This window comes from Belliella calami (assembly GCF_022549695.1).
Classification (GTDB): domain Bacteria; phylum Bacteroidota; class Bacteroidia; order Cytophagales; family Cyclobacteriaceae; genus Belliella; species Belliella calami.
Window position 1 is genome coordinate 111,008 of sequence record NZ_JAKZGS010000002.1, and the last position, 25,201, is coordinate 136,208.

Below are 25,201 nucleotides of genomic sequence, written 5' to 3' on the forward strand. Positions count from 1 at the left end.
AAATCACAAAAAGTCAAAATGAGAAAATTATTACCAATATTCGTTTATTTCATAGTTGCTACACTTTCTGCCCAAACACAAATTATCAATCGAGATTCAGAAATCGAGCAAATGGTCTCAGAAATAACTGCTTCAAGCCTTGAGCAATATGTCAGGGACTTAGCAGGATTCAAAACAAGACATACTCTGAGTGAAAAATCCGATAATCGCGGAATTTTGGCTTCTCAAAATTATGTTTTAGACCATTTCAAATCTTTTGAAAAAGAAGCTGGTGGCAGACTATCATCTGAAATAGATTTTTTCACAATCCCTGCTGACAATCGCAGAATCCCAACAGATAGCCAATTAGGCAATGTGATTGCAACACTGAAAGGTTCCGATTCAAATGATGATCGGATTTTCATTATCATGGCACATATTGACAGTAGAGCTTTGGATGTAATGAATGCTGAAATTGATGCTCCTGGAGCAAATGATGATGGTTCGGGTGTTGCTGCAATTATAGAATTGGTGAAAGTAATGTCCAAGAAAACATATCCCGCCACAATCAAATTTGTAGTGGTAAGCGGTGAGGAACAAGGATTAAAAGGTGCTGAATATTTAGCAAAAAAAGCAAAGGCTGAAAACTGGAACTTGGTTGCCACATTAAACAATGACATGATCGGAAATAGTAGATCTTCCCAAACTGACATCAGTGACAACACACGTGTCAGGATTTTTTCTGAAGGAATTCCTATGGCCGAAACAGATCAAATGGCTGCAATTAGAAGATACACCAACAGTGAAAATGATAGCAAATCAAGGCAGCTAGCAAGATATATGAAGGAAATCGGGGAAAGGTATGTTGATCAAATTGAAGTAAAACTTATCTATAGAAATGATAGGTTTTTGAGAGGTGGTGACCATACGCCATTCGCGAGAGAAGGATTTACAGCGATCAGAGTTTGTGAGATGAATGAAAACTACTATGCACAACATGAAAATGTGCGAGAAGAAGACGGGATTCAATATGGAGATCTTCCTGAGTTTATGGATTTCGAATACATGCGAAAAATAACTGGAATCAATTTAGCTTCCCTTTCATATTTGGCTTCTTCCCCATCAGAACCACAAATGGTTGGTATTGACGTGAGGCGCTTAAGCAATACATCAACGCTAAGATGGGACGCTCCGAAGACTGGAATCGCTAAAGGCTATTATGTGTTGATCCGAGAAACAAGTGACTCTATGTGGACAAAGAAAATCTACACTGAAGATAATACACTTACCATTCCATATTCAAAGGATAACTTTTTCTTTGCAGTCCAAGCTGTCGGAGAAAATGGGCATGAAAGCATGGCAGTGTTTCCGCAGCCTATTACACGTTAATTGATAAAGCCTTTAATACTTAAGTTGAATTTGTAAATTCAACTTAAGTATTATTTTTTTTTATAAAATTCAAAATGAGTATCCGCAATATTGCACGTAGTGTAAAAAGTAGCTTTGTAACTTGCTGATACTCGTCATCAGACAATCGTTCACAGTCAACAGAACCACAAATCGTTTATCCGACAGTCTATTGTTTTGCTACGTGCGAGAAAGAAGATACACATAAAATTCAAGCATTTAATCAAACAAAGAAATATTGAATAAAAAATTCAAGTGCTAATGAACGTGGAAATTGTGTGATTTAATTGTATTAAATTTACATTTTTCGCCTTGATTCCTTCCAAAATTACCATTACATATCTCTGCGCTTTCAATATTTTTTTACATCCTTTATAAGTTATCAGCTTTCATTAAAGTCAATTCCAATCTTATGTTCACCTTTAGAATTATTCAGAAAATGATTTTTAAAAATTAAGAAATACTCACATTGGGGAAATTAGGCTTTTGATTCAACATAATGTGTACACCTTGACACAAAATTTTGCGAAAAAAAAAAACTAATTTTTAAATTGAAAAAGATATTTTTATAACTTTATCATTAATTTACATTATTTATTGAATATTTATTTGATTTCATAACATTTTATACCCCTTTGGTAGAACCTTTGACAAAGCAGATTAAATAATGATTTTTATATCAAATTTATGATGCCACAGAAAAATTAATTGCAAGATGAAAAAATTGGTAATGTTGTTACTCTGCCTGTCATATTCGACATGGCTATTTTCTCAAAGTATTTCGGTTAGAGGGAATGTTTCCTCCTCTGTCGATGGTCTCCCTATACCTGGAGCAAATGTTTTGTTAAAAGGAACTACAAATGGAATAGTTACAGACCAAGAAGGTAATTTTTCCATTGAAGTTGCTGATGAAAATAGTGTTTTAGAGATATCCTTTTTGGGAATGTCTACCAAAGAAGTAAGAGTTGGTAATCAAAGTTTCTTTGAGATAGTTTTAGATGAAACGCAAGAAGAACTTCAGGAAGTTGTGGTCATAGGCTACGGTACCATGGACAGGAAGCGATTGACTAGTGCTGTTTCTACCATAGGAAGTGATGCATTGGAAAGGGATCCACTCCCCTCACTATCTCAAGCTATACAAGGAAAGGCCGGGGGCGTTCAAGTAACCCAAAATTCTGGAACTCCAGGTGGTGGGATCTCCATAAGGGTTAGGGGAACTACCTCTATTAATGCGAGTTCAGAACCACTGTATGTAATAGACGGAGTTCCGGTAAACAGTACCACCAACTTTGTAGGTGGACAAGATTTCAATTTTGGAGGAGCAGATCAGGGCATCAATGTACTAGCATCACTCAACCCAAGTGATATCGCTTCAGTAGAAGTCTTGAAAGATGCCGCTGCTACTGCGATCTATGGCGCTAGGGCTTCCAACGGAGTCGTTTTAGTAACGACCAAAAGGGGAAAAGCCAATGAAAGCAAGATTAGTCTGAACGTTTATCAAGGAATTTCTCAAGTGCCTAGGGAAAGAAGACTTTCACTTATGAACTCCGAGCAGTATGCAGATTATATCCAAGACTTATGGAGCTATAATCCAAATGGTGGATCAATCAACCCTGTTCTTCTCAATACTGCAATCCAAACTGACTGGCAAGAAGAAGTATTTAGAACTGCTCCTATTTCCAATTATGAAGTTTCTGCCTCTGGAGGAAGTGATAAAACACAGTATTATGCTTCGGTAGGATATTTTAACCAAGAAGGTACGATTCTTAACTCCGGATTTGATAGAATTAGTTTTAGGTTAAACTTGGATCATCAACATAGCGATAGACTAAGTTTCAATACAAACATCAACTTGACCCGTGCTTTTAACCGACGCATTCAAGAGGAGAATAGTAGAGAGGCAGTTATCAGAAGTGGTCTTGTTGCTCCACCAACACTACCCATCTATAATGAATCCGGTAATTTCGCTTTTGACCCTCAAGTGACTTCAAGAGAAAATCCTTTTGCATGGCTGACACTTCCAACAAATACAGCTGAAACACTTCGATTGCTTACCAATGTGGGTGCAAGATATGACATTGGAAAAGGAATTAGCTTCAAAACCAATTTTGGGGTAGATATTTCAAATATTGAGGATCGTTTCTTCCTTCCACCTAATGGAGTTCGTTTCAATCAAGGTATAGGACTTGGAGCTAGTAGAATCAGCAAGGATCAATTGTGGCTCAATGAAAATATTTTACAATATGAGAATAGTTGGGGCAACAGTAGTTTGGACGCTATATTCGGGTTGTCATTTCAAGGATCACGATTTTCGTTCACTGATGCCAGAAGAACAAATTTTCCATTCAACGAAATCGACCTGATCGGAGCTGGTGGAGTGATCTCTGGTGCCAATGCCAGTGCACAAGAGTGGAGCATAGTTTCTTACTTCAGTAGGGTTAACTACTCCTTGAAAGACAAATATTTGTTTACCGCAAACTTTAGAATTGATGGATCCAGTAGGTTTGGATCACAAAATAAGTATGGAACATTTCCATCTTTTGCATTTGCATGGAGGGTAGGTCAAGAGAACTTTTTAGCTAACAATCAAACGCTGAGTGATCTTAAAATCAGAACTTCTTGGGGTTTGACTGGTAACCAAGAAATACCTAACTATGTCAACCAAATTTTGTATTCAGGTGGTTTCAACTATGATAATCTACCAGGTTTTAGACCAAATGTCTATGGTGACGGTGACCTGAGTTGGGAAACAACAGAACAATTCAATATTGGTGCTGATTTGTCATTATTCAATGATCGAATTAGCATCTTGGCTGATTACTATATTAAAGATACCCGTGACCTATTGATTCTAATTCAATTGCCAAGAACCTCTGGGTATTCTACTGCTTTTCGAAATGCAGGAGCCATTCAAAATAAAGGGTTCGAATTTGAAATAAGTTCAAGAAACCTAACGGGGAAATTCATATGGAACACTAGTTTGAATATGACTTTCAATCAAAATAAAGTAACTGAGTTACCAGAAGGAGATCTTTTGGGTGGCATTGGCAATTTCAATCTAGCACGTGCAGGTTATCCACTGGGTAGTTTCTATGGTTGGGTCGCTCAAGGAGTCAATCCTGAAACTGGAATGATCGACTTTCTTCTGAATGATGGAACTTTAGGTGCTCCAAACAGAGAAGAAGATAGACAAATTATCGGCAATCCCCACCCACGTCTTTTCGGAGGTATTACCAATGATTTCTTCTACAAAAATTTCGACCTTAGTATCATGGGACAGTTTGTGGGTGGAGTTGATCTATACAATTACACTGCATTTTACAGACTAGCTGGAACAAATTTAAGTAGCAATGGAGATGAGGCATGGACGCGAAGATGGAGGCAGCCTGGCGATGTCACAGATGTACCAAGACCTTCTCCTGGAAACTTTGATAATGCAGCTACATCTACCCGCTGGGTAGAAGATGGAAGCTTCTTTAGAATTCGTAATATCACCTTTGGATACACACTTCCGCAAAACGTCTTGGAAAGGTTAAAGATTACAAACTTAAGAATATATACAACCATCCAAAACGCTTTTGTATTCACAAAGTATAGCGGTTTTGATCCGGAAATAAATGCGTTATCCAGTGATGGAATAGCTTATGGAACAGATCATAGTAATTACCCTCAGCCAAGAATTTTCACAGGAGGTATCAATCTAACTTTCTAACCAAGATCCATCATGAAAAATATAAGTAAAAATTCTATTTTGATGATAATGCTAACAATCATCTTAATTGCTTGTGACGACTTTATAGACCGTTCTCCTCTCGATCAATTGAACCAGGAAACATTTTTCACAGATGTGGCTACTACACAAACAGCTGTAATCGGTGCATATCGTACCCTAACAAGCAGTAGTTTGTATGGCCAAGCATTTATTGTAATTCCAGAATTTGCAGCAGGACATATGCGTCATATCAGTAACTTCCCTGAATATGTAGAGTATCAAAATTTCAACATTCGGATAGACAATCCATGGGCTTTGAATATATGGACAGCATCCTATGAAACCATCAATTCATGTAACAACATCATAGCTTATGCCCCGAATATAAATGAATATTCTATGAATGAAAATTTACAAAACATGGTAAAGGAAGCCCATTTCATTCGTGCATTGACTTATTTCAATCTTGTCCGTGCTTGGGGAGATGTTCCATTAATAACCAATCCTACTACTCCACAAACTACATCCGCAGAGATTCGAGTACCAAGAGATGCTGCAAGCTCGGTTTGTAATCAAATTGTAGCAGACTTGGAATTTGCATCAGATTTACCTAACAACAATGCAGGAAGCAAAGGAAGAGCTAATGGAATGAGTGTGAAAAGTCTATTGGCAAAAGTTCACCTTTATATGGGAAATATGCAAGAAGCAGCTGATCTCGCATCACAGGTGTTACAATCTGGAGAATTCACTTTGTTGGAAAATTATTCTGATATATGGACAGTAGAGAACTCAGCGGAATCAATATTTGAATTGCAGTTTGACGAGCAAGTCCCCAATACTTTTGTTCAAAATGCAAACCCTGCATCAAGACAAGAGTTTTTTGCATCTGATGCTGCAAGTCTACTGTTTGATGAAGAAGATGCAAGAAGGGAATTTACAATCAGAGAAGCTGAAGATAATTCAGGAAATATAAACCTCTATGTAGGAAAATACCGAACCTTTAATCCACCTACCCAAAATGTTCCTATTATTCGATTGGCAGAAGTCTATCTTATCTATGCTGAAGCAGTCTCATTTAGCAATCTGCAAGAAGGAATAACTGCTCTGGCAGCTATCCGAACTAGAGCTGGTTTGGCAACGGACTTTACTGGTAGTCAGGATGACTTGATTGCATTGATACAGCAAGAACGAAGAAAAGAATTGATGTTTGAGTTTGAAACTTGGTTTGACCATTGTAGAACAGGAGCTGCTGACGATATTTTGGAGGTTCCAAACTCTGATCGCTATTTATTTCCAATACCTCAGTTGGAACTTGATCTCAATGAAAATTTAACTCAGAACCCAGGCTATTAAAGTGTAAATCCCAGACAGAATCGTCTGGGATTTTTTTATGGCAATACAAATATTGAAGAGGATGCTCTTAAAGCTTCCCTTCTTAAACTTTGAACTATTTCAAATAGATTGTTTAATCTGCTTAGCCACAATAACACCAGTAGATGAATAAATCAATCGTAATTATGCGAAGAATCATCGGCAGTCCTCAGTCATTGCACAACAGTTGATTGAAATAAACTTCAAACAATACGATTAATGGTTTCTAGTTTAAAAGCGGATTTACAAATAAAAAATAATTCAAAGTCTAAACCAACTAGTATGAATACAATTGGGACAAGATCTGGAAACTTAAATCTCATTTACTTTTAAAGGCATTATCATCAAAGCCCTCTACAAGAATGAAACAGCTATTTAGTTTATTTTTTTTTATTTTGTATTACCATGAAAAAATCTGATCAATTGATTCTCACTTCCCCCTCATCAATTGAATGATTGCCGCAAACAACATTACTAAAAGACATCCGATGGCATTGTACCACAAATATCCAATATCAATGTTTACACCAAGCAATGACTCACCATTATGCCAATGGATAATCAGAATAACAGATTCGGCTAGCAAGGCAGCGATAAATACAGCATTTCCTTTCACCCATTTCATGTAAAAACCAACTAAGAAAACACCTAAAATTGTCCCATAAAACAAAGATCCTAATAAATTGACTGCTTGAATAAGGTTTTCGAACAGCGTGGCATAGGTTGCAAACAATATTGCAAACACTCCCCAAAATGCTGTCAGCCATTTTGAAGACAACATATAGTGTCGATCGGTACCTTTCTTGTTCAATGATCTTTTGTAAATATCAACAGTAGATGTAGAGCCCAAGGCATTCAACTCTGATGCTGTAGAGGACATGGCCGCGGAAAATATTACTGCAAAAAGCAACCCTATTATCCCCTTGGGCAAATAATCCATCACAAAACGCATAAAGATATAATCAGTATCCCTTGTTTCTGCACCTGCATCATTTTTTACAATCAAAGCTTTTACATCATCTCTGATTTGCTCTTGCTTGGCATAGCTTTCATGCATAGCTGACTTAGCTTGCTCTATCCCGTCGACATTTTCAGCCCTTACAGCTTCAAGCAAACTTTCAATACTTCCTGACTTTTCTGCAAATGCTTTTGAAAAATCTTCTTCCAAACTTAAATAATCTGTTCTAAATTGTGATTCTACCAATTTTTCTGTTTGAACTTTATTGAATACAACTGGAGGTTGAAAAAACTGATAAAATACAAAAACCATGACTCCTATAAATAGAATTATGAACTGCATCGGTACTTTGAGAAGTCCATTCATAATCAATCCCTTTCTACTTTGGGAAAGTGTTTTTCCAGTCAAATATCTCTGTACTTGAGATTGATCCGTTCCAAAATATGATAGAAATAAAAACAAGGCGGCAGTCATTCCTGACCAAAAATTATATCTATCGGACCAGTTGAAATCAAAATTCACAATATTCAAACGCTCCATTTTTCCCGCAACGTGCAAAGCTTCTGTGAATTTTACAGGAAGCATATTTATAACTAATATTCCCGCTAAAATCATCCCTCCCATCATCACCATCATTTGTTGCTTTTGAGTAATTGAAACTGCCTTTGTACCTCCAGAAACTGTATATACAATAACTAAAACTCCAATAAAAATATTTGTCAAAGTAAGGTTCCATCCCAATAACGTAGATAAAATTATAGAAGGCGCATAAATCGTAATTCCAGCTGCCAATCCTCTTTGGGTAAGAAAAAGCAAGGCTGCAAGTGTTCTAGTCTTAAGGTCAAATCTATTCTCCAAAAATTCGTATGCAGTGTAAACTTTTAGCTTGTAATAGATAGGAATAAAAGTGACTGATAAGATAATCATGGCAACAGGAAGCCCAAAATAAAATTGGATAAATCGCATCCCGTCTTCATAAGCCTGGCCAGGTGTGCTCAAAAAAGTGATTGCTGATGCCTGAGTTGCCATGATTGACAAACCAATGGTCCACCAATTCATGTCACTATCACCTCGCAGGTAATTGTCCATGCTCTTAGGACCGTATGTTTTGTACACTCCATAGCCAACAATCAAAGTTAGCGTCCCAAATAAAACTATCCAATCTAAATTGCTCATGAAAAAGCTTTGGTTAACCAGTAAAAAAGACCAATTAAAACAAATAAAGTAACTATCAATGCAATATACCAGTTATTCCAATTGACTTTATTTTCCACTTGGTTGCTCGATTAAGTTTACAAATATCTTGATAGCGCCAGGTACTCCAGCAGGAAGTTGCCTGAACCAAGAAATTCCCGAATATGTGTATGTCCCATCACCATATTTGGTGTGCAACAAGGAACCCTTACTTGATTTCTCCCCAGGATCTTGCATGGTGAATGGAACAGTATATTTGGAATCCCAATCAGTAGTAAAATAAAGTCCACGCTCTTGCACCCAGCCATCGAAATCTTTTTCTTTAATCTGGTTTGGATAACGCATCAAAGGATGATTGAAATCTACTTCAACAGGAGATTCTTCTACTGTCACTCTGTCTCTAGACAAAGAAAAAGGATAAGGCCCTAGGTCTCTTGTCAAAAGTGGCGAGGAAGTGTTATACTGAACAATAAGATTTCCTCCTTCTTTGACATATTCCATCAATTGATCTACATTGTTTGCAAGCTCTTGGTTTGTATTGAAAGCTCTGATTCCAACAATAATTGTCTCGAATTCTTTGAATTTGTTTTTCCTAAGGTCTCCATTTTCTAAAAATGAAACTTGGTAACCCAAATTTTTCAAAACTTCGGGAACATCATCTCCTGCTCCATTGATATATCCAATTTTTTGGCCACTGGTTGAAATATCCATTTTGATTAGGTCAAATGCAGCATCTACAAAATAGGTCAAATTTGGAATGTGTTTATAAATTATACGTTTTGTATCTTGGAAAAACACCCTTTCATCGCTAGAATTGAAGGATGCCAAAACAACTACTTTTTCTTTGTCAGAGTTCTTAATTCTAATCGAATAAATCTTTCTTTTCTTTCTTTCATCATTTTCAACAGCCAAAATTTCATATTGATCTTTTTTCAATCCTTCCAGTTCAATTTCACCATCAAGGATTTTATCCCTAAAAGAAACTTCAACCTTAAGATCAGGAAGAGCTCCTTTTACCAAAAACACACTGGACTTGTCAACATTGACATTTACTTCTGGCACCAATGTAAACGGCTGATTGATTTCTCCATCTACTTGATCATTATATTTATAACTGAGTGGTAGATTTAAGTTGATTTGCTCTCCTTCAATCTCAGTAAGTATTTTCAATTCAATCGTTGATTGATTGATTGGAGGTCCAATTTTCTTTGGGTCTTTAATATCAAATAAACTGTTGTCAATAGGATTTTCTAACCAAAATGGTTGTGATGTGGGAAAGTCTTGAGGAATCTTAAGCTTAATTAATTTATTAACAGGCTGATTGCCAACTGCATTTTGATCTAACTTCAAATTCAAAAAAGAATTTGTTGCTTCGATTAATCTTAGCGTCATATTTGATGGATTGTTAAAAATCAACTCTGCATCAACAGTTTCACCAGGGAATCCTATTTCTTTTTTTATTATAAACTCTGCCTTGACACCAAGTGCTCCTAGAATCAAATCATCAATTAACTTTTTCTTTTCCAAAAACCACAACTCCTCAGAATTTGATTGCTTCAAAAGTCTCTTTAATTTCAAAAAATTCTCAACATTTTGCGCTGGATTGATAAAATCAAATTCTTCAATCGCTTTATTGATTGATTTTTGAATTTGATCACCACCCTCAATTTGCAACCATCTATTTGGAATTCCTTCAAATGGATTATCCTTAAAATTTTCTCCTTTAATCTGTTCAATAAAATCCTTACCTGCTCCAATTTGGGAAGTTGAACCAAATCCTTGGGATTTATGCATCGTACGACTATCTGCAGCTATTTGAGAATAAGTAGTACCCAATAATGGATTAAAATCACCAACAGGAAATATATGGTAACTTTTCCCTCCTTCAGGCTCATACTGTCCTCCCCAATTATATGCATTCCAAAAAAGTCTTTTTGCTTTCCAGGTATTGGTGAATTTCAGCTGATCTTTGAAGAAATTTTGATTTCCAGAGATATCAAATGCCTCGGAAGAAAGGATAGCAGAAGTGGTATGATGACCATGGGTAGTCCCAGGGATGGTATTGAATCTATTGATGATAATATCTGGCTGAAAATTCCGGATAATCCAAACCACATCTGAAAGCAGTTTCTCTTTATCCCAGTTATTCAAGGTTTCATCAGGGTTTTTGCTAAATCCAAAATCCAAAGCTCTGGAAAAGAATTGCCTTCCACCATCAGTTTCTCTTGCTTTTAGCAATTCGTGGGTTCGGATCAAGCCAAGCTCTATTCCCAATTCTTTTCCTATTAAATTCTGACCTCCATCTCCTCTTGTTAGAGACAAATAGGCAACTTGGGCATGCTCACCATTTGCCAAATATGAAATCAATCTTGTATTTTCATCATCAGGGTGCGCCGCTACAAATAGGATCCTTTTTGTCTCTTTAAAAATCAATAAATCATGGTAAAGCTTAGAGGATGGATTTTGGGCAAAAACTTGAAGCAATATAAAACCAAATAACATGGTCAATAAACTGGTACGTTTCAACATATGGATTTACTGTTTGAAAGCTAAAATTTAGTCTTTGAATTTATTTAATAAAAACAATTTTTTACCAAAGGGTTTTGAATGATGTAAACATCTTTGTCGAAAGGTAAAAAATTCATGGAATTTATACACAAGTATATCGGTTTGTTAGGCTAAAATAGATCCTAAAAATATTCTATGACTATCCGTTTTTATCTAATTAGTCCCAACGATAGATTATTTGATGAGTAATTTCAAGTTTAGTTAACTATGCATCTGCATATCAATACGGGCTACGGTCTACTCACACAAGTTATTCACAAAAATCTAAAACAACCAAGGTCTCTTGACACCCAAAATTTCAGCTTATGTATGACCATCGTATATATTCAATTGCGAATTGATTAAACCTTTTAACGAAAAACCATAAAATAAAAAAAGCTACCAAATTGGTAGCTTTTTCTGTTTTATGGTTGAATAAAGATTAACCTTCCATCCAGTTTTCGCCTAAAATTTCAATCAACTTTTGATTGTATTTCTCAGCTTCTTCTTTGTTATCCAATCTTGTGTGTATTTGGAACAAGGTTTCCAATATCTCAGTCGATTCAGGCTTCAACTCTGATGCTTTTGTAAAATAAGGAACAGATTCTTTGTAAAGACCTTCTGCTTCTTTGTTCATAGCATCTGATTTTTCTTCCCATTCATCATCCGATAAACCACCAACTTCATTCAAGATTGTTCTTGCTTTTTCGATGAATATAGCACCAGCATAATAATTTCCTTCAAAGAAATCAGGGTCAGCTTCTACTGATTTTTTGTATTGAACCAAAGCTCCATCCAAATCTCCAGATTGCTCCAACAAGTAACCGTATCTTAAAAGAATACCGGTGTTCTCAGGATCATTTTTCAAAGCATCTTTTACAGAAACAAGTGCTTCATCCATTTTATCCAATTGAAGTAAGAATTGAATTTCAAATTCTGCAAGTGTTTTATCTGTAGGATCTTCTTCCTTAGCCAACTTAACTAATCTATATGCTTCTTCTGGATCTTTATCGATAGCACTAGCAATTTGAATTAAATAGTAATATGTGTTTAGTTTATTGTACTCTTCAATTTCCAAAAGTCTATTGAAAAACACTTTTGCTTCTTCAGTTTTGTCAAGCTGATTCGCCAAGAAACCTGCATTGAAATTCATTGTAGTATCAGTAGGGCTAATGTTACTTGCCAATGCAAAATATTCGTAAGACATCTCAAGGTTATCTTCCTCATATGTTGTTATTGCTTTTGCAAAAGCAGAATTCTTCAAAGTTTCTATACCATATGGTCTTAGATTTTCAGGCATTCCTGGTACATCGTCTTTCCAAAGGTCTTTCCCAACTTTACTGTCTTTGTCATTGTTGATCATTTCCATTGTCTTAGAAAAGGTATCGAAAGCTTCTTTTCCAACCTCTACTGTTGACATTTCATTTTCATCACCTGCGTCAAACATTTTCGTTTGAATCTGACCTTTAAGTAAAGTCGTAGCAGGATCATCTTTTGTTTCAGGATCAGATAATGCATCTTCTACTTCTGACAAGGCTGTAGTCAACTCGCCTTTTTTGTAGTTTTTTTCAGCAGATTTCACCACTTTCTTTTGGGCAAAACTGACAGTGACAAAACCTACTAATGCTAATGATAAGATTAACTTTTTCATTTTGTTCTTTTTTCTTAATTGTTTGGTTCCTCGGTTACATTGTTTTCTGAATCTGGGCTATCATCTTGGTTTGATCCTTCCTCTGGAATGGTCAAGTTTAATTCTTCCTCAGTTTCTTCTTCTTTTTTGATTTTTTCAACTGAAGAAATTTCATCATTTTCTCCAAGTTTGATAAGTCTAACACCTTGTGTGGCTCTACCCATGACCCTTAGATTTGAGACAGGAGTCCTTATGGTGATTCCGGACTTATTGATAATCATCAAATCATCTGTGTCAACTACTTCTTTGATTGCAACTAGACTTCCGGTTTTTTCAGTGACACTCATTGCTTTTACTCCTTTTCCTCCTCTATTTGTGATTCTGTAGGCATCAAGCTCGGAGCGCTTTCCGTAACCCTTTTCTGATACGACCAAGAGCGTCGCATCCTCTCGAGATGCACATACCATGCCAATTACATGGTCATTAACATCACTTAACTTAATTGCTTTTACTCCTGTAGCTGTCCTACCCATTGGTCTGACTGTAGATTCATGGAAATGGATGGCTCTACCTGATTTGGCTGCAATGATAATATGGGAATCTCCATTCGTCATTTCCACTTGCATCAGTTGATCTTCATCCCTGATATTCAATGCAATGATACCATTGGTTCTCGGTCTTGAGTATTGCTCCAAAGTGGTTTTTTTGATGATTCCTTTTTTGGTAACCATCACTAGGAAATTATTGTTTATATAATCTTCGTCTCCTAAATCTCCTACTTGAATTATCGATCTAATTCTATCTTCTGATGTAATATTGATCAAATTTTGAATAGGCCTGCCTTTCGATGCTTTCGAACCTTCTGGAATTGCATATGTTTTCAGCCAGAATAACTTTCCTAAATCTGTAAATATTAAAAGATAATTATGTGTCGATGCTGTAAATAGGTACTCAGTCCAATCATCATTCTTGGTTGTCGCACCTCTTGAACCCACTCCTCCTCTACTTTGAGTTCTGTATTCGGTCAATGCTGTCCTTTTGATATAACCTTCATGGGAAACTGTAATAACAACTTCCTCATTTGGAATCATGTCTTCATAACTAAAATCTTCCGCATTATGCTCGATCTCAGTTCTTCTATCATCAGCATATCTTTGTTTGATCTCTGCAAGTTCATCTTTGATGATTTGCATACGTTTATCTTCATTGGCAAGAATTTCCTTCAACTCTTCAATTAGAAGCATGATCTGATCATATTCTTCCTGGATCTTATCTCTCTCCATGCCTGTGAGGCGCTGAAGTCTCATATCCAGAATTGCTCTTGCTTGAATTTCACTCAACTCAAAGCGTTCCATCAAACCGTTTCGGGCAGTCTCAGGATCTCTCGAACTTCTGATCAATGAAATCACCTCGTCAAGATTATCCAAAGCAATCAAATAACCCAACAAAATATGGGCTCTTTTCTCAGCTTCCCTCAGTTCATATTCAGTCCTTCTTATGACTACTTCGTGACGGTGATTGACATAATGCACAATCATGTCTTTCAAGTTCAACGTATAAGGTCTTCCTTTAACTAGAGCGACGTTATTCACTGAAAATGAAGTCTGTAACTGCGTTTGTTTATAAAGATTATTCAACACCACATTTGAAATGGCATCTCTTTTCAGTTCATAGACAATCCGCATTCCTTGTCTATCAGATTCATCTCTGATAGCTGAAATACCATCTATTTTTTTCTCTGTAATCAGCTGAGCAGTCTTCTCGATCATATTGGCTTTGTTCACCAAATATGGAATCTCAGAGATGATGATCATCTCCTTGCCACTGTCTTTAGTTTCTATCCCAGCTTTTCCTCGTACGATGATCCTTCCCCTTCCTGTTTCGAATGCAGCTTTTACACCATTATAGCCATAGATGATTCCTCCAGTAGGGAAATCTGGGGCTACAATAAATTCCATCAATTCAGAAATAGTAATATCTCTATTATCAATGTAGGCGGTAATGCCATCTACAATTTCCCCTAGATTATGGGGAGCCATATTTGTTGCCATACCAACTGCAATTCCCGAAGCACCATTCAATAGAAGTGCAGGGATTTTTGCTGGTAATACAACAGGCTCCTTCAATGAATCATCAAAGTTCAGTTGAAAATCAACAGTTTCTTTGTTGATATCGATCAAAAGCTCTTCAGCGATTCTTTTCAATCTTGCTTCTGTATATCGCATCGCAGCTGGATTATCTCCATCTACCGAACCAAAGTTACCCTGACCATCCACCAAAGGATATCTCAAAGACCAAGGTTGCGCCATACGAACCATTGTTTCATATACCGCAGAATCACCGTGTGGGTGGTACTTACCAAGTACCTCACCAACGATTCTAGCTGACTTTTTAAAGGATTTGTTGTGCAAAACGCCTAGTTCTTGCATTCCGAAGAGTATTCTTCTATGAACAGGCTTTAGTCCGTCTCGGACATCTGGAAGTGCTCTGGAAACAATAACCGACATCGAATAATCGATGTAGGCTCCACGCATTTCGTCTTCAATGTTAATCGGTATGATATTCTCTCTTTCTCCTTGAGCCATATTTATCTATTCTCAATAAGCTTGCAAGATAATAAAAAGATAACGGTTTTAAAATATGATTTTACACTCAAAAAGGGGGAATTTGAATAAGTTTTAATACCACTGACCTACTCTTCTATTCTGGAGATTGAATATAGAACTTCCTCTATATTCTACCCCATCATGTAAGTGCTTCATTACCACACCACAACCTTGCACTTTACATCTTTTTGTTCCTGGTAGGCTTATGGAAAGGCCAATTTGTGCAGCATATAAAGTCTGCCTAATATTTTGAAATTCTTCAATATTTGTACCCTCAAATGTCAAATTTCTGAATTCCGCACCCGTTTTCACAAAAAATCTTGCGTATTCCGAAAATTGCCGTTCTATTCTGAACGCAACTCCATAGTATGGTTCATTACTATTTACCAGGCGCGGGTCTGGTGATCTGCGAACGATTAAGCTCCCATATTCACCTTCCAAGATAAATCTCCAAGGATAATTTTGGCGAATCCTTTGATTTTTTTCAGACTGCATGTATATATTCTGTGTCGAATATCGTCTATACTTCCATTTTAGAAAACTTGCACGCTTTTTTGCATCATATAAAACCAACCCTAAATTCCCATAAAGCTTGTCGAATGTGTAGGAGCTGTTTTGAAACTCAAAACTATAATCAGAACCTTGCAAATTATTCATATTCCCAATTTCCCGACCATATCCTCCTCCCAAAATAAATAGGTTAAATACATTTAGCTTTACACCCAAATTAACTGGGACACCAAAGCCATTTCCATCAAACTTGGTAACTTCATTGGCTGGTATTTCTGTCGTATTCTCTAAATTCTGAAATTGGCTTATTGGGTATTCGCTCGGACTGGTTGACAAGAAGTCCATGTTGCTTTGTAGATAACTGCCTCCTGAAGATAGCTCAAAGCTGAAATTGCTAATACCTTTTCTGAAAACATTTCCAATATTGCTTTCACTCATTCTTCCACGATTTGCTTTCGTATCAATCCCGAAAATATCATCTTGTTGTGCATTTATTTCTATAATAGAAAATAAAAGAATTGTTGATACTAAAATTATCGACTTCAGATTCATAGATTTACTATAATTGGTGAAAAGAAAGCATATTTTGAAAGGTTGAAGATATTTGAATTTATCATATATCTAAAAATATCCAATGATTAAATAACGGGATTTCAACAAAAAAAATACTCTTTATGCATAAAAAAAGGAGACATTCAAATTGAACATCTCCTTTTCTAAATACTTATAGGAAATTACTTGTCTGTAACAGGATCTTCTCCTCCTTCAGCATTTTGCTTTTTCATTTCTGCAATCATGGTATCCACTTTTTCCTTTACTTCAGGGTTTTCTTTGATAGCTTTGTTTACCTTATTATATGTAGCTATTCCTAATATTTCATCATTTTTAATAAGATCAGTTTTATATTCTCTTGCTACATCTCCAAGGGAAGCTATAAAATCCTGAATTCTTTGGAACTCTGCTTTTTCTTCTTCCGTCAGATTGATTTCTGCTAACTTCTCTTCATTTCCCCAAGCACCTTTGATTTCATTATATCTTGCTCCTCCTCCTTCTATGATCTCGTTAGATTTGATCATATCTTCGACTTCAGACTGTTTGCTGGACATGAAATTCAAAAAATTGGCCTCCATAGCAGCAAATTTCATCATTTCCTCTTCCGTAACTTCTTCCGACTCATCTTGTGCATTAGCTTGCACACTCATCATACCTAACATTAAGAAGGCAAATACAAATACTCTTTTCATCATGACAATAGATTTAAATTAAGTTTTATGTTCAAAAACGATCCTCTAATAAAACGTTAAAAGACCATTATACCAAAAAAATATGCAAAAGATGTGCCTTAAATATTGTTAAAAGGTAATTATTTTAGATTAAAGGATTCTTTTACATAAATTAAACTAGTCAATTGTTTTCAGTTTTTTAATCGTATCCAAAGGATCGGTTGAAGAAAACACAAAGCTTCCTGCTACTAGAACATCAGCACCAGCTGCTCTCAACAATGGCGCATTGTTTTCATTTACACCTCCATCAATTTCAATTTCTGTTTGTGCACCATTTTCAGTGATTATCTCTTTTAGCCTCTTTACTTTGGCATATGTGTTTTCGATAAATTTCTGCCCTCCAAATCCTGGATTTACAGACATGATACAAACTAAATCAATATCATTGATAACATCTTTCAAAAGCTCAACAGATGTATGTGGATTAATCGCCACACCAGCTTTACAGCCCAATTGTCTGATTCCTTGTAGGGTTCTATGCAAATGGGTACATGCTTCGTAGTGAACAGAAATGATGGTGGCCCCTGCATTCTTAAATGCTTCCAAGTATTGATCGGGATTTACAATCATCAAGTGGACATCAAGTGGCTTTTTTGCATGTTTGTTTACAGCTTCTGTCACTGGAATTCCAAAAGAAATATTTGGCACAAACACACCATCCATTATATCAACATGGATGTAATCGGCTTCAGAGATATTGATCATTTCGATCTCTTTTTGCAAATTCGCAAAATCAGAAGCTAGGATTGAAGGGGCTATTTTAACTGACATTATTATTTTAGTAGGGTTATTATCCTGCAAAGGAAATAAAAAAGACTTAAGCCCCCTATCTTTTTATTAATTTTGTCCTTTTGACATCTTTACCTGACTGAAGTTCCAATAAATACATCCCCTTCACTAAAATAGGCAAATTCAATGAAAAAGGATTTTTATTCGAATCACGAGAAATTTCCCTATCGATAATCAAGGCCCCACTCACATCAAAAAGTCTAATTGCAACTTGATTTGACTGGCCGAAATCTACAAAAAGTTCTTGCCCCTCACTGGGGTTTGGATAGATTTTCCAATCTTCTACTTCTGCATTTTCTTCGACTGATAAAACCTCACCATAGTAAGCCCTCACAAAGTCTGGAATTCCATAACCCAATTCATTATCGGGATTTTCTGCCTGAGATCCACTTTTCAACAATGCATCGATCAATTGATTTTTTGTCCACTCTGGCTTTGCTTGCCAAAGTCCTGCAGCCAATGCTGTAATCTGTGGTGCCGAAAATGATGTGCCATTAGCGGGATTAACAGCTCCACTTGACCGAATCAAAAACACGCCATTGCCATAAGTGACTAATTCGGGTTTCAATTCACCAAGAGCATTAGGCCCTTGGGAACTGAAATTTGCCCGTTGTAAATTTATATCTACTGCACCGATGGACAAAATCCCTTTCGCGTCAGCTGGTGCAGCTATAGACCTTTCACCTCTTCCCCCATAATTACCAACACTGTTCACCACCAAAATACCTTTTTGACCAGCGATGGATGCACCTTGAGAAATCACTGCTTTGGAACCATCAAGGTCTTCAGCAAAATAATCCATACGTGGGTCATCAAAGTCTATATAACCCAAAGATGAATTAATGATATCTACACCCAAACTATCGGCAAACTCGGCAGCTTTCACCCAATTATACTCTTCTATTCTGTATTCCGAAAGCACATCCTCAGTAATACAAAGGATAAAATCCGCATCTGGTGCTCCAGAAACCAATTGCTCAGGCATATTTGCCCCGATCAACGATAGGACGTTTGTCCCATGTTGATTCCTTGTATATACATCTGTATTTGTGCAATCAATAAAATCCTTTGTTGCAACAATCTGATTGTTTTCAAACAAATGATTAAAACCTTCTAACTTATCCACTCCAAGAAATCCACCATCAAAAACGGCTATTATAACCCCTCTTCCAGTAAATCCCTCTTCATGCATTTGCTGAATACCCAATAGCGAATTCTGAAAATCATAGACTTCAGAAGTGGATTTCGTGGATTTACTTTTCTGTTTCAGGTTTTGGATATTCGCTCTTTTATCCCTTCGAATTATCCTCCCTCCCACGTTGGAAACTGGTGAAACAAATTCTACTTTTTCTACAAAATCAAAACTGGAGATCACATCTATCTGTTCCTGATTTGCAATGACCAAAGAAGCATTCATCCACTTTGTATTATAAATCAATTCCATTGAATTCTCCAATACTAGCACTTCATATTCTTTAGAAATTGGAAGATCCAAGCTATCTAATGGAATGCTTTGCTTTACTCTTCTTTCAAGTGATTTTGCAGTTAAAAATCCAGAGCCATCCTCCAATGTAAATTGCTCTTGGGGTTTGTATTTATAATGCACAGCATACTTGCCCTGTCCACTTGATAAATGGAAAACCAAAGCAAAAATTAATGCAAATAAGATTCTAATTTTTACCATAGTTGATAATCCTCAAATGTCTCAAACTCCCTGAATCTATCAACTCCTCACCCAAACAATCATTTCTGGAACAATAAGTAAAAACCTCATAAAATTGCTCTATCATTCCAATACCTTTCGCATAAACTTCATACCTATTATCCCGCAAAGTGATTTTGTCGTCTTCTTGACTTTGCGAAACCTGAACAACTTGTGAGTAATTAGTTGGCCCTAGTTGATAGGTTCCAAAAAGGTCAATATTGAATATTTCTGATTCTTTTGATGAATAAACTCGTCCATCCCAAGATTTGTTAAGACGAGGGGGAAAAGAAAAAGTGACGACAACTTCATTTTCTTGCATCCTGACCAATGTCTGGTTTCTAATCAATAGGGAAAAATTCCCTTCTATCAACCATTCAACCCTATCAATGGATTTTTCTCTCAAAACTACAAAAACCTCTTCTGCAGCTTCATTGATATAAGAATAGTCAATCACATCCCTAAAAAAATAGACAAATTCCTCTGAGTCATTTTCACCAAATGTGACTTTTTCTTCAACTTCATATTCCCAAAACATTCCAGTTTCCAAAGGTTGATAGTCTAAGCCCAAGTCCACATTCACATCATCCATTTCCCTACAAGAAAACAGACCTACTGTAACTACCATTAAATAAAGTTTAATCAAATCTCGCATATGCGCATACTATCAAGGGGCTAAAAATACATTTTTCGAACGAAATCTTTTACCTTCGCATCTATAAAATCAATAATACTTGTCATGTCATTAAAAACTTTTGTAAAAATAAGCAACATCAATAACCTAAGCGATGCCAGATATTGTGCCGGAATGTACGTTAACTTGATGGGATTCAGTCTTGAAGAAAACAATAAAAACTTTATCTCCCCTGAAAAGTTCAAGGAAATCACAGATTGGCTGTCAGGTTTGGAATATGTTGCAGAATTTGAAGAAAGTCACCCAGATACTATTTTGGAAATTGTAAAAGCCTACCCTGAGATTAATTATCTGGAAATTCAAGAAGAAATCCATCTAAAAATGCTTGTAAATTCAAGCTTCGGACTGATTTTGAAATGTAAAGTTGAGGATTTAGACACAATCGATGATCTAATCTCCAAGTCAAAGTCGTATGCTGATTTCGGGGTTACGTTACATTTGATAAGTGACACCTTGGAATTAGACGAAGCGACGTCCTCAAAAATCAAAGAACTTGCAGAAAAATGCCAAGTACTCTTGGGATTTGGGCTGGATGCATCGACAATTGAGGATGTTTTGGTTGAAACCAAGGTAAAAGGAATATCACTTGAAGGAGGTGATGAAATCAAGCCAGGCTTGAAAGATTTTGATGAACTGGCAGATATATTGGAAGTATTGGAGTTGGAGGACTGATTTTACATTAAAGATTGAAAAAATAGAATGAACAAGGATCAAATCGCAAATGATTTCAAAAAGATCCAAGACCATATTTGTAAAGAATTGGAATTGGCAGATGGGAAAGCAATATTCAAAGAAGATCTTTGGAAACGCCAAGAAGGTGGTGGTGGGAGAACCCGAATAATCCAAAATGGAAATATAATTGAGAAGGGAGGAGTTGCTTTTTCGGCAGTAGAAGGACCTACACCAGACAAAATTCTTCAAAAACTTAATCTTGAGAAATCTGATTTTTTTGCAACTGGAGTTTCTATCGTAATTCATCCAGAGAGTCCAATGGTACCTATCATTCACATGAACATTCGATATTTTGAAATGAGCAATGGTGTGAATTGGTTTGGAGGCGGCATTGATTTGACTCCACATTATGTAGATGAAAAAGATGCTAAATTTTTCCACCAAGCTGTAAAAGACACTTGTGATCAATTTGATGAAAGCTATTATCCAAAATTCAAAAAATGGGCAGATGATTATTTTTTCATCAAGCACAGAAATGAAACTCGCGGTGTTGGAGGGATTTTCTTTGACCGATTGACATCAAAAGATCCTGAGGAGATGAATAGCATTTTTGAATTTGTAAAAGCCATTGGCTATTTATTCCCGAAGGTTTATACACATTTTATGAAAAATAATCATTCGATACCTTTCGGAAAGAATGAAAAAAGTTGGCAAGCACTCAGGAGAGGTCGTTATGTAGAATTCAATTTGGTCTGGGACGCGGGCACAAAATTCGGTTTGGACACCAATGGCAGAACAGAAAGTATATTGATGAGTATGCCACCGCTAGCAAGTTGGGAATATATGCATCAAGTAGAAGCAGGTTCAAAAGAAGCCAAAACACTAGAATTATTAACAAAAGGAGTAGATTGGGTTTAACAATTGATGACAATGGTAGAAAGTTTAAAATCCTGGGATGAAAGCTTGTTTATATATTTGAATGGTTTTCATACTGACTTTCTTGATCCTATTGTCTTTCAACTTACCCATACCATCCCTTGGATACCACTTTATTTATTTTTGGTTTTTCTTGTTGTCAAAAAGTATGGTAAGCAATCCTGGTGGGTTTTCATTAGTGTAGGTCTCACTATTCTGATAGCGGATCAATTCACATCTGGTTTTATGAAACCCTTCTTCGAGCGTCTCCGGCCTTGCCATGACCCAAGGTGGGAAGGAATAATCCATAATTTCGGGAAATGTGGCGGTATGTATGGATTTGCATCCTCTCATGCATCCAATAGTTTTGGCATAGCAACAATAATGGTTCTTACCCTAATTGATCGTTTTCCGGCAGTAAAATGGCTTTTCCTTTGGGCAGCATTATTTTCTTACACAAGGATCTACCTTGGAGTTCATTATCCAGCGGATGTTATTGTAGGGGCTTCTATTGGGACTTTTGGTGCTTTTTTATCGTATCAGATAGGAATGTTTTTGAGTTCTAAAATAACTAGAAAAACACCCCTAGGTTAAATTGACCAAGCGTTTGAATAGTATTCATAACCTACAGAGTTTATTCTTTCTGACAATCCTACATTACAAGTAATCAAATTATGATTTGATCTAAAGCATCATTCAGGAAGAATAGCCTCTAATTATCCTTTGAATATATTTCCCAATCACATCAAATTCCAAGTTGACTTCTTCACCGATTTGTAACTGATGAAAATTGGTGAATTCATAGGTATAGGGAATAATTGCAACTGAAAAACATCCGTTTTTTGAATTGAAACAAGTTAAGCTTGTTCCGTTTATTGTGATTGATCCTTTTTCGACAGTGACGTTCCCAAGGTTTGAATCAAAGGAAAAATCAAACACCCAAGAGCCATCTTGCTCAGAAATACCATCTACCCTTCCGACTTGATCTACATGGCCTTGGACGATGTGTCCGTCAAACCTTCCATTTGCAGGCATACATCTTTCGATGTTTACCTTTTTTCCAACTTCCCAATTTTTAAGACTCGTTTTTTTTAATGTCTCATCGATAGCTGTCACTTTATAAACCTCCCCATCTATAGCCACTACTGTAAGGCAAACCCCATTGTGAGCGACAGATTGGTCAATTTTCAATTCATTGGTAATTGATGAATGAATAAAAAAATGAAAATTCGTACCCTCTTTTTCTATTTTCTGTATAACCCCAAGGGTCTCAATGATTCCTGTAAACATTTTTTCTAATATTATTCCTGAATTATTCAGATTGTAAACTTCAAATTGAAATTGCTTCAAATTAAGCCATTTTAAACATTAACTTAGCAGTCTCAATTAAAGTTTCTAAAATATTCATTTATATCAATGCTCAGACTTGAGGATACTTATAGACATAAGGGTCAAAGAAATGCCTTAGTAAAATTACTTGAAAAAAAAGGCATCAAAGATGTTAACGTCTTGCAAGCAATCAAAACAATTCCCCGTCATTTTTTTTTCGATACTGCTTTGGATTCGCATGCCTATGAAGACAAAGCATTCCCTATCGGTGAAGGTCAGACTATTTCTCAACCCTATACGGTAGCTTTCCAATCAGAATTGCTTGAAGTAAAACCAGGGGACAAAATCTTAGAAATAGGAACTGGATCAGGATATCAAGCTGCTATCCTCCATCTACTTGGAGCGGAAGTGCATAGCATAGAGTATCAAAAGAAGCTATTTGAGAAAACAAAAAAATTCCTCACCAAGTTAGGCATTTCAATCAACTTCTATTTCGGGGACGGTTCGCAAGGAATACCAGAAAAGGCCCCTTTTGATAAAATCATCGTTACTGCAGGAGCTCCAGTTATTCCAAACTCTCTTCTCAAGCAATTGAAAGTTGGAGGGATTTTGGTCATACCTGTGGGTGATAGGAAAACCCAAAAGATGATGAAGCTATCCAAAAAAACCGAAAGAAAGATTATCCAAGAGGAGTTTGATAATTTCGCTTTTGTGCCACTACTAGGTGAGGAAGGTTGGGGGTAGTTGATTGGGTTATTGGAAGATTGGGAGATTGGGAGATTGGAAAATTGGTTGGAAGGTTGCAAGGTTGGAAGGTTGGAAAGTTTGGGGGTAGTTGATTGGGTTATTGGAAGATTGGAAGATTGGGAGATTGGAAAATTGGTTTGAAGGTTGCAAGGTTGGAAGGTTGGAAAGTTTGGGGGGTAGTTGATTGGGTTATTGGAAGATTGAATACCTAAGTTTTCATACTTCTAAACAGTTATAAAAATCAGAATTCAACCAAACAATATTTTGATATTGACGTTAGATAATTTCTAAATAGATAATTTATTCTGTATTATTGTCTAAAATTTAATATAATGACTAAAAAGAGATTTGCAAAGCAATCAGAAGTAATAATGACCGAAATGGTCCTTCCGAATGACACCAATACTTTGAACAACCTCATGGGAGGGAAATTGATGCACTGGATGGATGTAGTAGCAGCCATAGCAGCTCAAAAGCATTCCACCAGAATCGTCGTGACAGCTTCAGCGGATAGCATTTCATTCAAACACCCTATCGCTTTGGGAAATGTAGTTACACTGAAAGCAAAAGTAACCAGAGCTTTCAATTCTTCCATGGAGGTATATATTGAAGTTTTTGCAGAAGACATTCCAGCTAATAAAAAAATAACAACTCATAGGGCATTTTTTACATTTGTTGCTGTGGATCAAGGAGGTAGACCAATAGAAGTTCCAGAGGTAGAGCCTGAAACAGAAGAAGAAATAGAACTTTATGAAGGTGCGTTGAGAAGGAGACAACTTAGGTTAGTGTTGGCAAAAAGAATGGATCCGAAAGATGCTGTAGAACTGAAATCAATCTTCAACTTAGACGAGAAAAAAGAAGAAAACTAATATTTCACAAACTGATTTTTGATGTTTGTTTCACGCAGAGACAGCAAAAGCGCAAAAGGATGTTTGTGAGTTGGTGCTGTTTCGTGCAGAGATTTGGGAGTTTAAATGAATGCTAAGCTTTCCATGGTATCTGTTTTTACTCAGAGACAGCGAAGACGTAAAATGATAGTGTTAATATAGGTGAACTGACAATTCGTAGGTTATCTTGACACTATCCCAAGAAAGGTGAAGGGATAAATCTTCACCTTTTTCTTGAATTTTTCAATTTTACATATTCTTTTTGAATT

The 25,201-nt window shown here is 36.3% G+C and carries 18 protein-coding genes; 8 read left to right on the forward strand and 10 right to left on the reverse strand.

Annotation, left to right across the window (positions count from 1 at the left end):
- Positions 1-18 precede the first annotated feature (18 nt).
- From MM236_RS02875 to MM236_RS02885, 3 genes are all read left to right on the forward strand, one after another.
- Entirely contained in the window at positions 19-1,368 is a 1,350-nt protein-coding gene (locus MM236_RS02875) for a M20/M25/M40 family metallo-hydrolase (protein WP_241273427.1), read from the forward strand.
- 733 nt (positions 1,369-2,101) lie between these two features.
- Positions 2,102-5,098 (forward strand): SusC/RagA family TonB-linked outer membrane protein, encoded by a 2,997-nt coding sequence (locus tag MM236_RS02880; RefSeq protein WP_241273428.1) that lies wholly within the window; start codon positions 2,102-2,104, stop codon positions 5,096-5,098.
- A gap of 12 nt (positions 5,099-5,110) precedes the next feature.
- A complete protein-coding gene (locus MM236_RS02885) occupies positions 5,111-6,451 on the forward strand; it encodes a RagB/SusD family nutrient uptake outer membrane protein (RefSeq protein WP_241273429.1) in 1,341 nt (446 codons plus the stop codon).
- Between the two features lie 448 nt (positions 6,452-6,899).
- On the opposite strand, the gene MM236_RS02890 is transcribed toward MM236_RS02885, so the two are convergent.
- The 9 genes from MM236_RS02890 to MM236_RS02930 form a co-directional block, all read right to left on the reverse strand.
- Positions 6,900-8,603, reverse strand: coding sequence for a sodium:solute symporter family protein (locus MM236_RS02890; RefSeq protein WP_241273430.1), 1,704 nt, complete (start codon positions 8,601-8,603; stop codon positions 6,900-6,902).
- Between the two features lie 87 nt (positions 8,604-8,690).
- On the reverse strand, positions 8,691-11,150 hold the full coding sequence (locus MM236_RS02895; protein ID WP_241273431.1) for a PIG-L family deacetylase: 2,460 nt from the start codon (positions 11,148-11,150) through the stop codon (positions 8,691-8,693).
- A 460-nt stretch (positions 11,151-11,610) separates the two neighbouring features.
- Positions 11,611-12,819: a tetratricopeptide repeat protein gene (locus MM236_RS02900; RefSeq protein ID WP_241273432.1), complete on the reverse strand. Its 1,209-nt coding sequence runs from the start codon at positions 12,817-12,819 to the stop codon at positions 11,611-11,613.
- A gap of 14 nt (positions 12,820-12,833) precedes the next feature.
- On the reverse strand, positions 12,834-15,383 hold the full coding sequence (gyrA, locus tag MM236_RS02905) for a DNA gyrase subunit A (protein ID WP_241273433.1): 2,550 nt from the start codon (positions 15,381-15,383) through the stop codon (positions 12,834-12,836).
- 93 nt (positions 15,384-15,476) lie between these two features.
- Positions 15,477-16,352, reverse strand: a complete 876-nt coding sequence (locus MM236_RS02910; protein WP_241273434.1) for a hypothetical protein — start codon at positions 16,350-16,352, stop codon at positions 15,477-15,479.
- Positions 16,353-16,648: 296 nt separating this feature from the next.
- Positions 16,649-17,158, reverse strand: coding sequence for a hypothetical protein (locus MM236_RS02915; protein ID WP_241273772.1), 510 nt, complete (start codon positions 17,156-17,158; stop codon positions 16,649-16,651).
- A 156-nt stretch (positions 17,159-17,314) separates the two neighbouring features.
- Positions 17,315-17,968 (reverse strand): ribulose-phosphate 3-epimerase, encoded by a 654-nt coding sequence (gene rpe / locus MM236_RS02920; RefSeq protein ID WP_241273435.1) that lies wholly within the window; start codon positions 17,966-17,968, stop codon positions 17,315-17,317.
- Positions 17,969-18,023: 55 nt separating this feature from the next.
- On the reverse strand, positions 18,024-19,670 hold the full coding sequence (locus tag MM236_RS02925) for a S8 family serine peptidase (RefSeq protein ID WP_241273436.1): 1,647 nt from the start codon (positions 19,668-19,670) through the stop codon (positions 18,024-18,026).
- Positions 19,657-20,316 (reverse strand): hypothetical protein, encoded by a 660-nt coding sequence (locus tag MM236_RS02930; RefSeq protein ID WP_241273437.1) that lies wholly within the window; start codon positions 20,314-20,316, stop codon positions 19,657-19,659. The genes MM236_RS02925 and MM236_RS02930 overlap by 14 nt, the downstream gene beginning before the upstream one ends.
- A gap of 111 nt (positions 20,317-20,427) precedes the next feature.
- Between MM236_RS02930 and MM236_RS02935 the strand changes: the two genes are divergently transcribed.
- The 3 genes from MM236_RS02935 to MM236_RS02945 are packed head-to-tail and all read left to right on the forward strand — an operon-like array spanning position 20,428 to position 22,563.
- The gene (locus MM236_RS02935; RefSeq protein ID WP_241273438.1) at positions 20,428-21,054 is read left to right on the forward strand and encodes a beta/alpha barrel domain-containing protein; all 627 of its coding nucleotides are present in this window, start codon (positions 20,428-20,430) and stop codon (positions 21,052-21,054) included.
- A gap of 27 nt (positions 21,055-21,081) precedes the next feature.
- The gene (hemF, locus tag MM236_RS02940) at positions 21,082-21,972 is read left to right on the forward strand and encodes an oxygen-dependent coproporphyrinogen oxidase (RefSeq protein WP_241273439.1); all 891 of its coding nucleotides are present in this window, start codon (positions 21,082-21,084) and stop codon (positions 21,970-21,972) included.
- 12 nt (positions 21,973-21,984) lie between these two features.
- Positions 21,985-22,563 (forward strand): phosphatase PAP2 family protein, encoded by a 579-nt coding sequence (locus MM236_RS02945; RefSeq protein ID WP_241273440.1) that lies wholly within the window; start codon positions 21,985-21,987, stop codon positions 22,561-22,563.
- A gap of 102 nt (positions 22,564-22,665) precedes the next feature.
- On the opposite strand, the gene MM236_RS02950 is transcribed toward MM236_RS02945, so the two are convergent.
- The gene (locus tag MM236_RS02950) at positions 22,666-23,259 is read right to left on the reverse strand and encodes a riboflavin synthase (RefSeq protein ID WP_241273773.1); all 594 of its coding nucleotides are present in this window, start codon (positions 23,257-23,259) and stop codon (positions 22,666-22,668) included.
- 126 nt (positions 23,260-23,385) lie between these two features.
- Between MM236_RS02950 and MM236_RS02955 the strand changes: the two genes are divergently transcribed.
- Together MM236_RS02955 and MM236_RS02960 are read left to right on the forward strand one after the other, a co-directional pair.
- Positions 23,386-24,042 carry a protein-L-isoaspartate(D-aspartate) O-methyltransferase gene (locus MM236_RS02955; RefSeq protein WP_241273441.1) on the forward strand — a complete coding sequence of 219 codons (657 nt, stop codon included), beginning with the start codon at positions 23,386-23,388 and terminating at the stop codon, positions 24,040-24,042.
- A gap of 335 nt (positions 24,043-24,377) precedes the next feature.
- The gene (locus MM236_RS02960; RefSeq protein ID WP_241273442.1) at positions 24,378-24,914 is read left to right on the forward strand and encodes an acyl-CoA thioesterase; all 537 of its coding nucleotides are present in this window, start codon (positions 24,378-24,380) and stop codon (positions 24,912-24,914) included.
- Positions 24,915-25,201: the final 287 nt, after the last annotated feature.

Excerpts from the sequence above, each read along its gene's own strand:
- MM236_RS02875 (WP_241273427.1), top strand. The coding sequence starts at position 19 with ATGAGAAAATTATTACCAATATTCGTTTATTTCATAGTTGCTACACTT.
- MM236_RS02880 (WP_241273428.1), top strand. The coding sequence starts at position 2,102 with ATGAAAAAATTGGTAATGTTGTTACTCTGCCTGTCATATTCGACATGG.
- MM236_RS02885 (WP_241273429.1), top strand. The coding sequence starts at position 5,111 with ATGAAAAATATAAGTAAAAATTCTATTTTGATGATAATGCTAACAATC.
- MM236_RS02890 (WP_241273430.1), bottom strand. The coding sequence starts at position 8,603 with ATGAGCAATTTAGATTGGATAGTTTTATTTGGGACGCTAACTTTGATT.
- MM236_RS02895 (WP_241273431.1), bottom strand. The coding sequence starts at position 11,150 with ATGTTGAAACGTACCAGTTTATTGACCATGTTATTTGGTTTTATATTG.
- MM236_RS02900 (WP_241273432.1), bottom strand. The coding sequence starts at position 12,819 with ATGAAAAAGTTAATCTTATCATTAGCATTAGTAGGTTTTGTCACTGTC.
- gyrA (WP_241273433.1), bottom strand. The coding sequence starts at position 15,383 with ATGGCTCAAGGAGAAAGAGAGAATATCATACCGATTAACATTGAAGAC.
- MM236_RS02910 (WP_241273434.1), bottom strand. The coding sequence starts at position 16,352 with ATGAGTGAAAGCAATATTGGAAATGTTTTCAGAAAAGGTATTAGCAAT.
- MM236_RS02915 (WP_241273772.1), bottom strand. The coding sequence starts at position 17,158 with ATGAAAAGAGTATTTGTATTTGCCTTCTTAATGTTAGGTATGATGAGT.
- rpe (WP_241273435.1), bottom strand. The coding sequence starts at position 17,968 with ATGTCAGTTAAAATAGCCCCTTCAATCCTAGCTTCTGATTTTGCGAAT.
- MM236_RS02925 (WP_241273436.1), bottom strand. The coding sequence starts at position 19,670 with ATGGTAAAAATTAGAATCTTATTTGCATTAATTTTTGCTTTGGTTTTC.
- MM236_RS02930 (WP_241273437.1), bottom strand. The coding sequence starts at position 20,316 with ATGGTAGTTACAGTAGGTCTGTTTTCTTGTAGGGAAATGGATGATGTG.
- MM236_RS02935 (WP_241273438.1), top strand. The coding sequence starts at position 20,428 with ATGTCATTAAAAACTTTTGTAAAAATAAGCAACATCAATAACCTAAGC.
- hemF (WP_241273439.1), top strand. The coding sequence starts at position 21,082 with ATGAACAAGGATCAAATCGCAAATGATTTCAAAAAGATCCAAGACCAT.
- MM236_RS02945 (WP_241273440.1), top strand. The coding sequence starts at position 21,985 with ATGGTAGAAAGTTTAAAATCCTGGGATGAAAGCTTGTTTATATATTTG.
- MM236_RS02950 (WP_241273773.1), bottom strand. The coding sequence starts at position 23,259 with ATGTTTACAGGAATCATTGAGACCCTTGGGGTTATACAGAAAATAGAA.
- MM236_RS02955 (WP_241273441.1), top strand. The coding sequence starts at position 23,386 with ATGCTCAGACTTGAGGATACTTATAGACATAAGGGTCAAAGAAATGCC.
- MM236_RS02960 (WP_241273442.1), top strand. The coding sequence starts at position 24,378 with ATGACTAAAAAGAGATTTGCAAAGCAATCAGAAGTAATAATGACCGAA.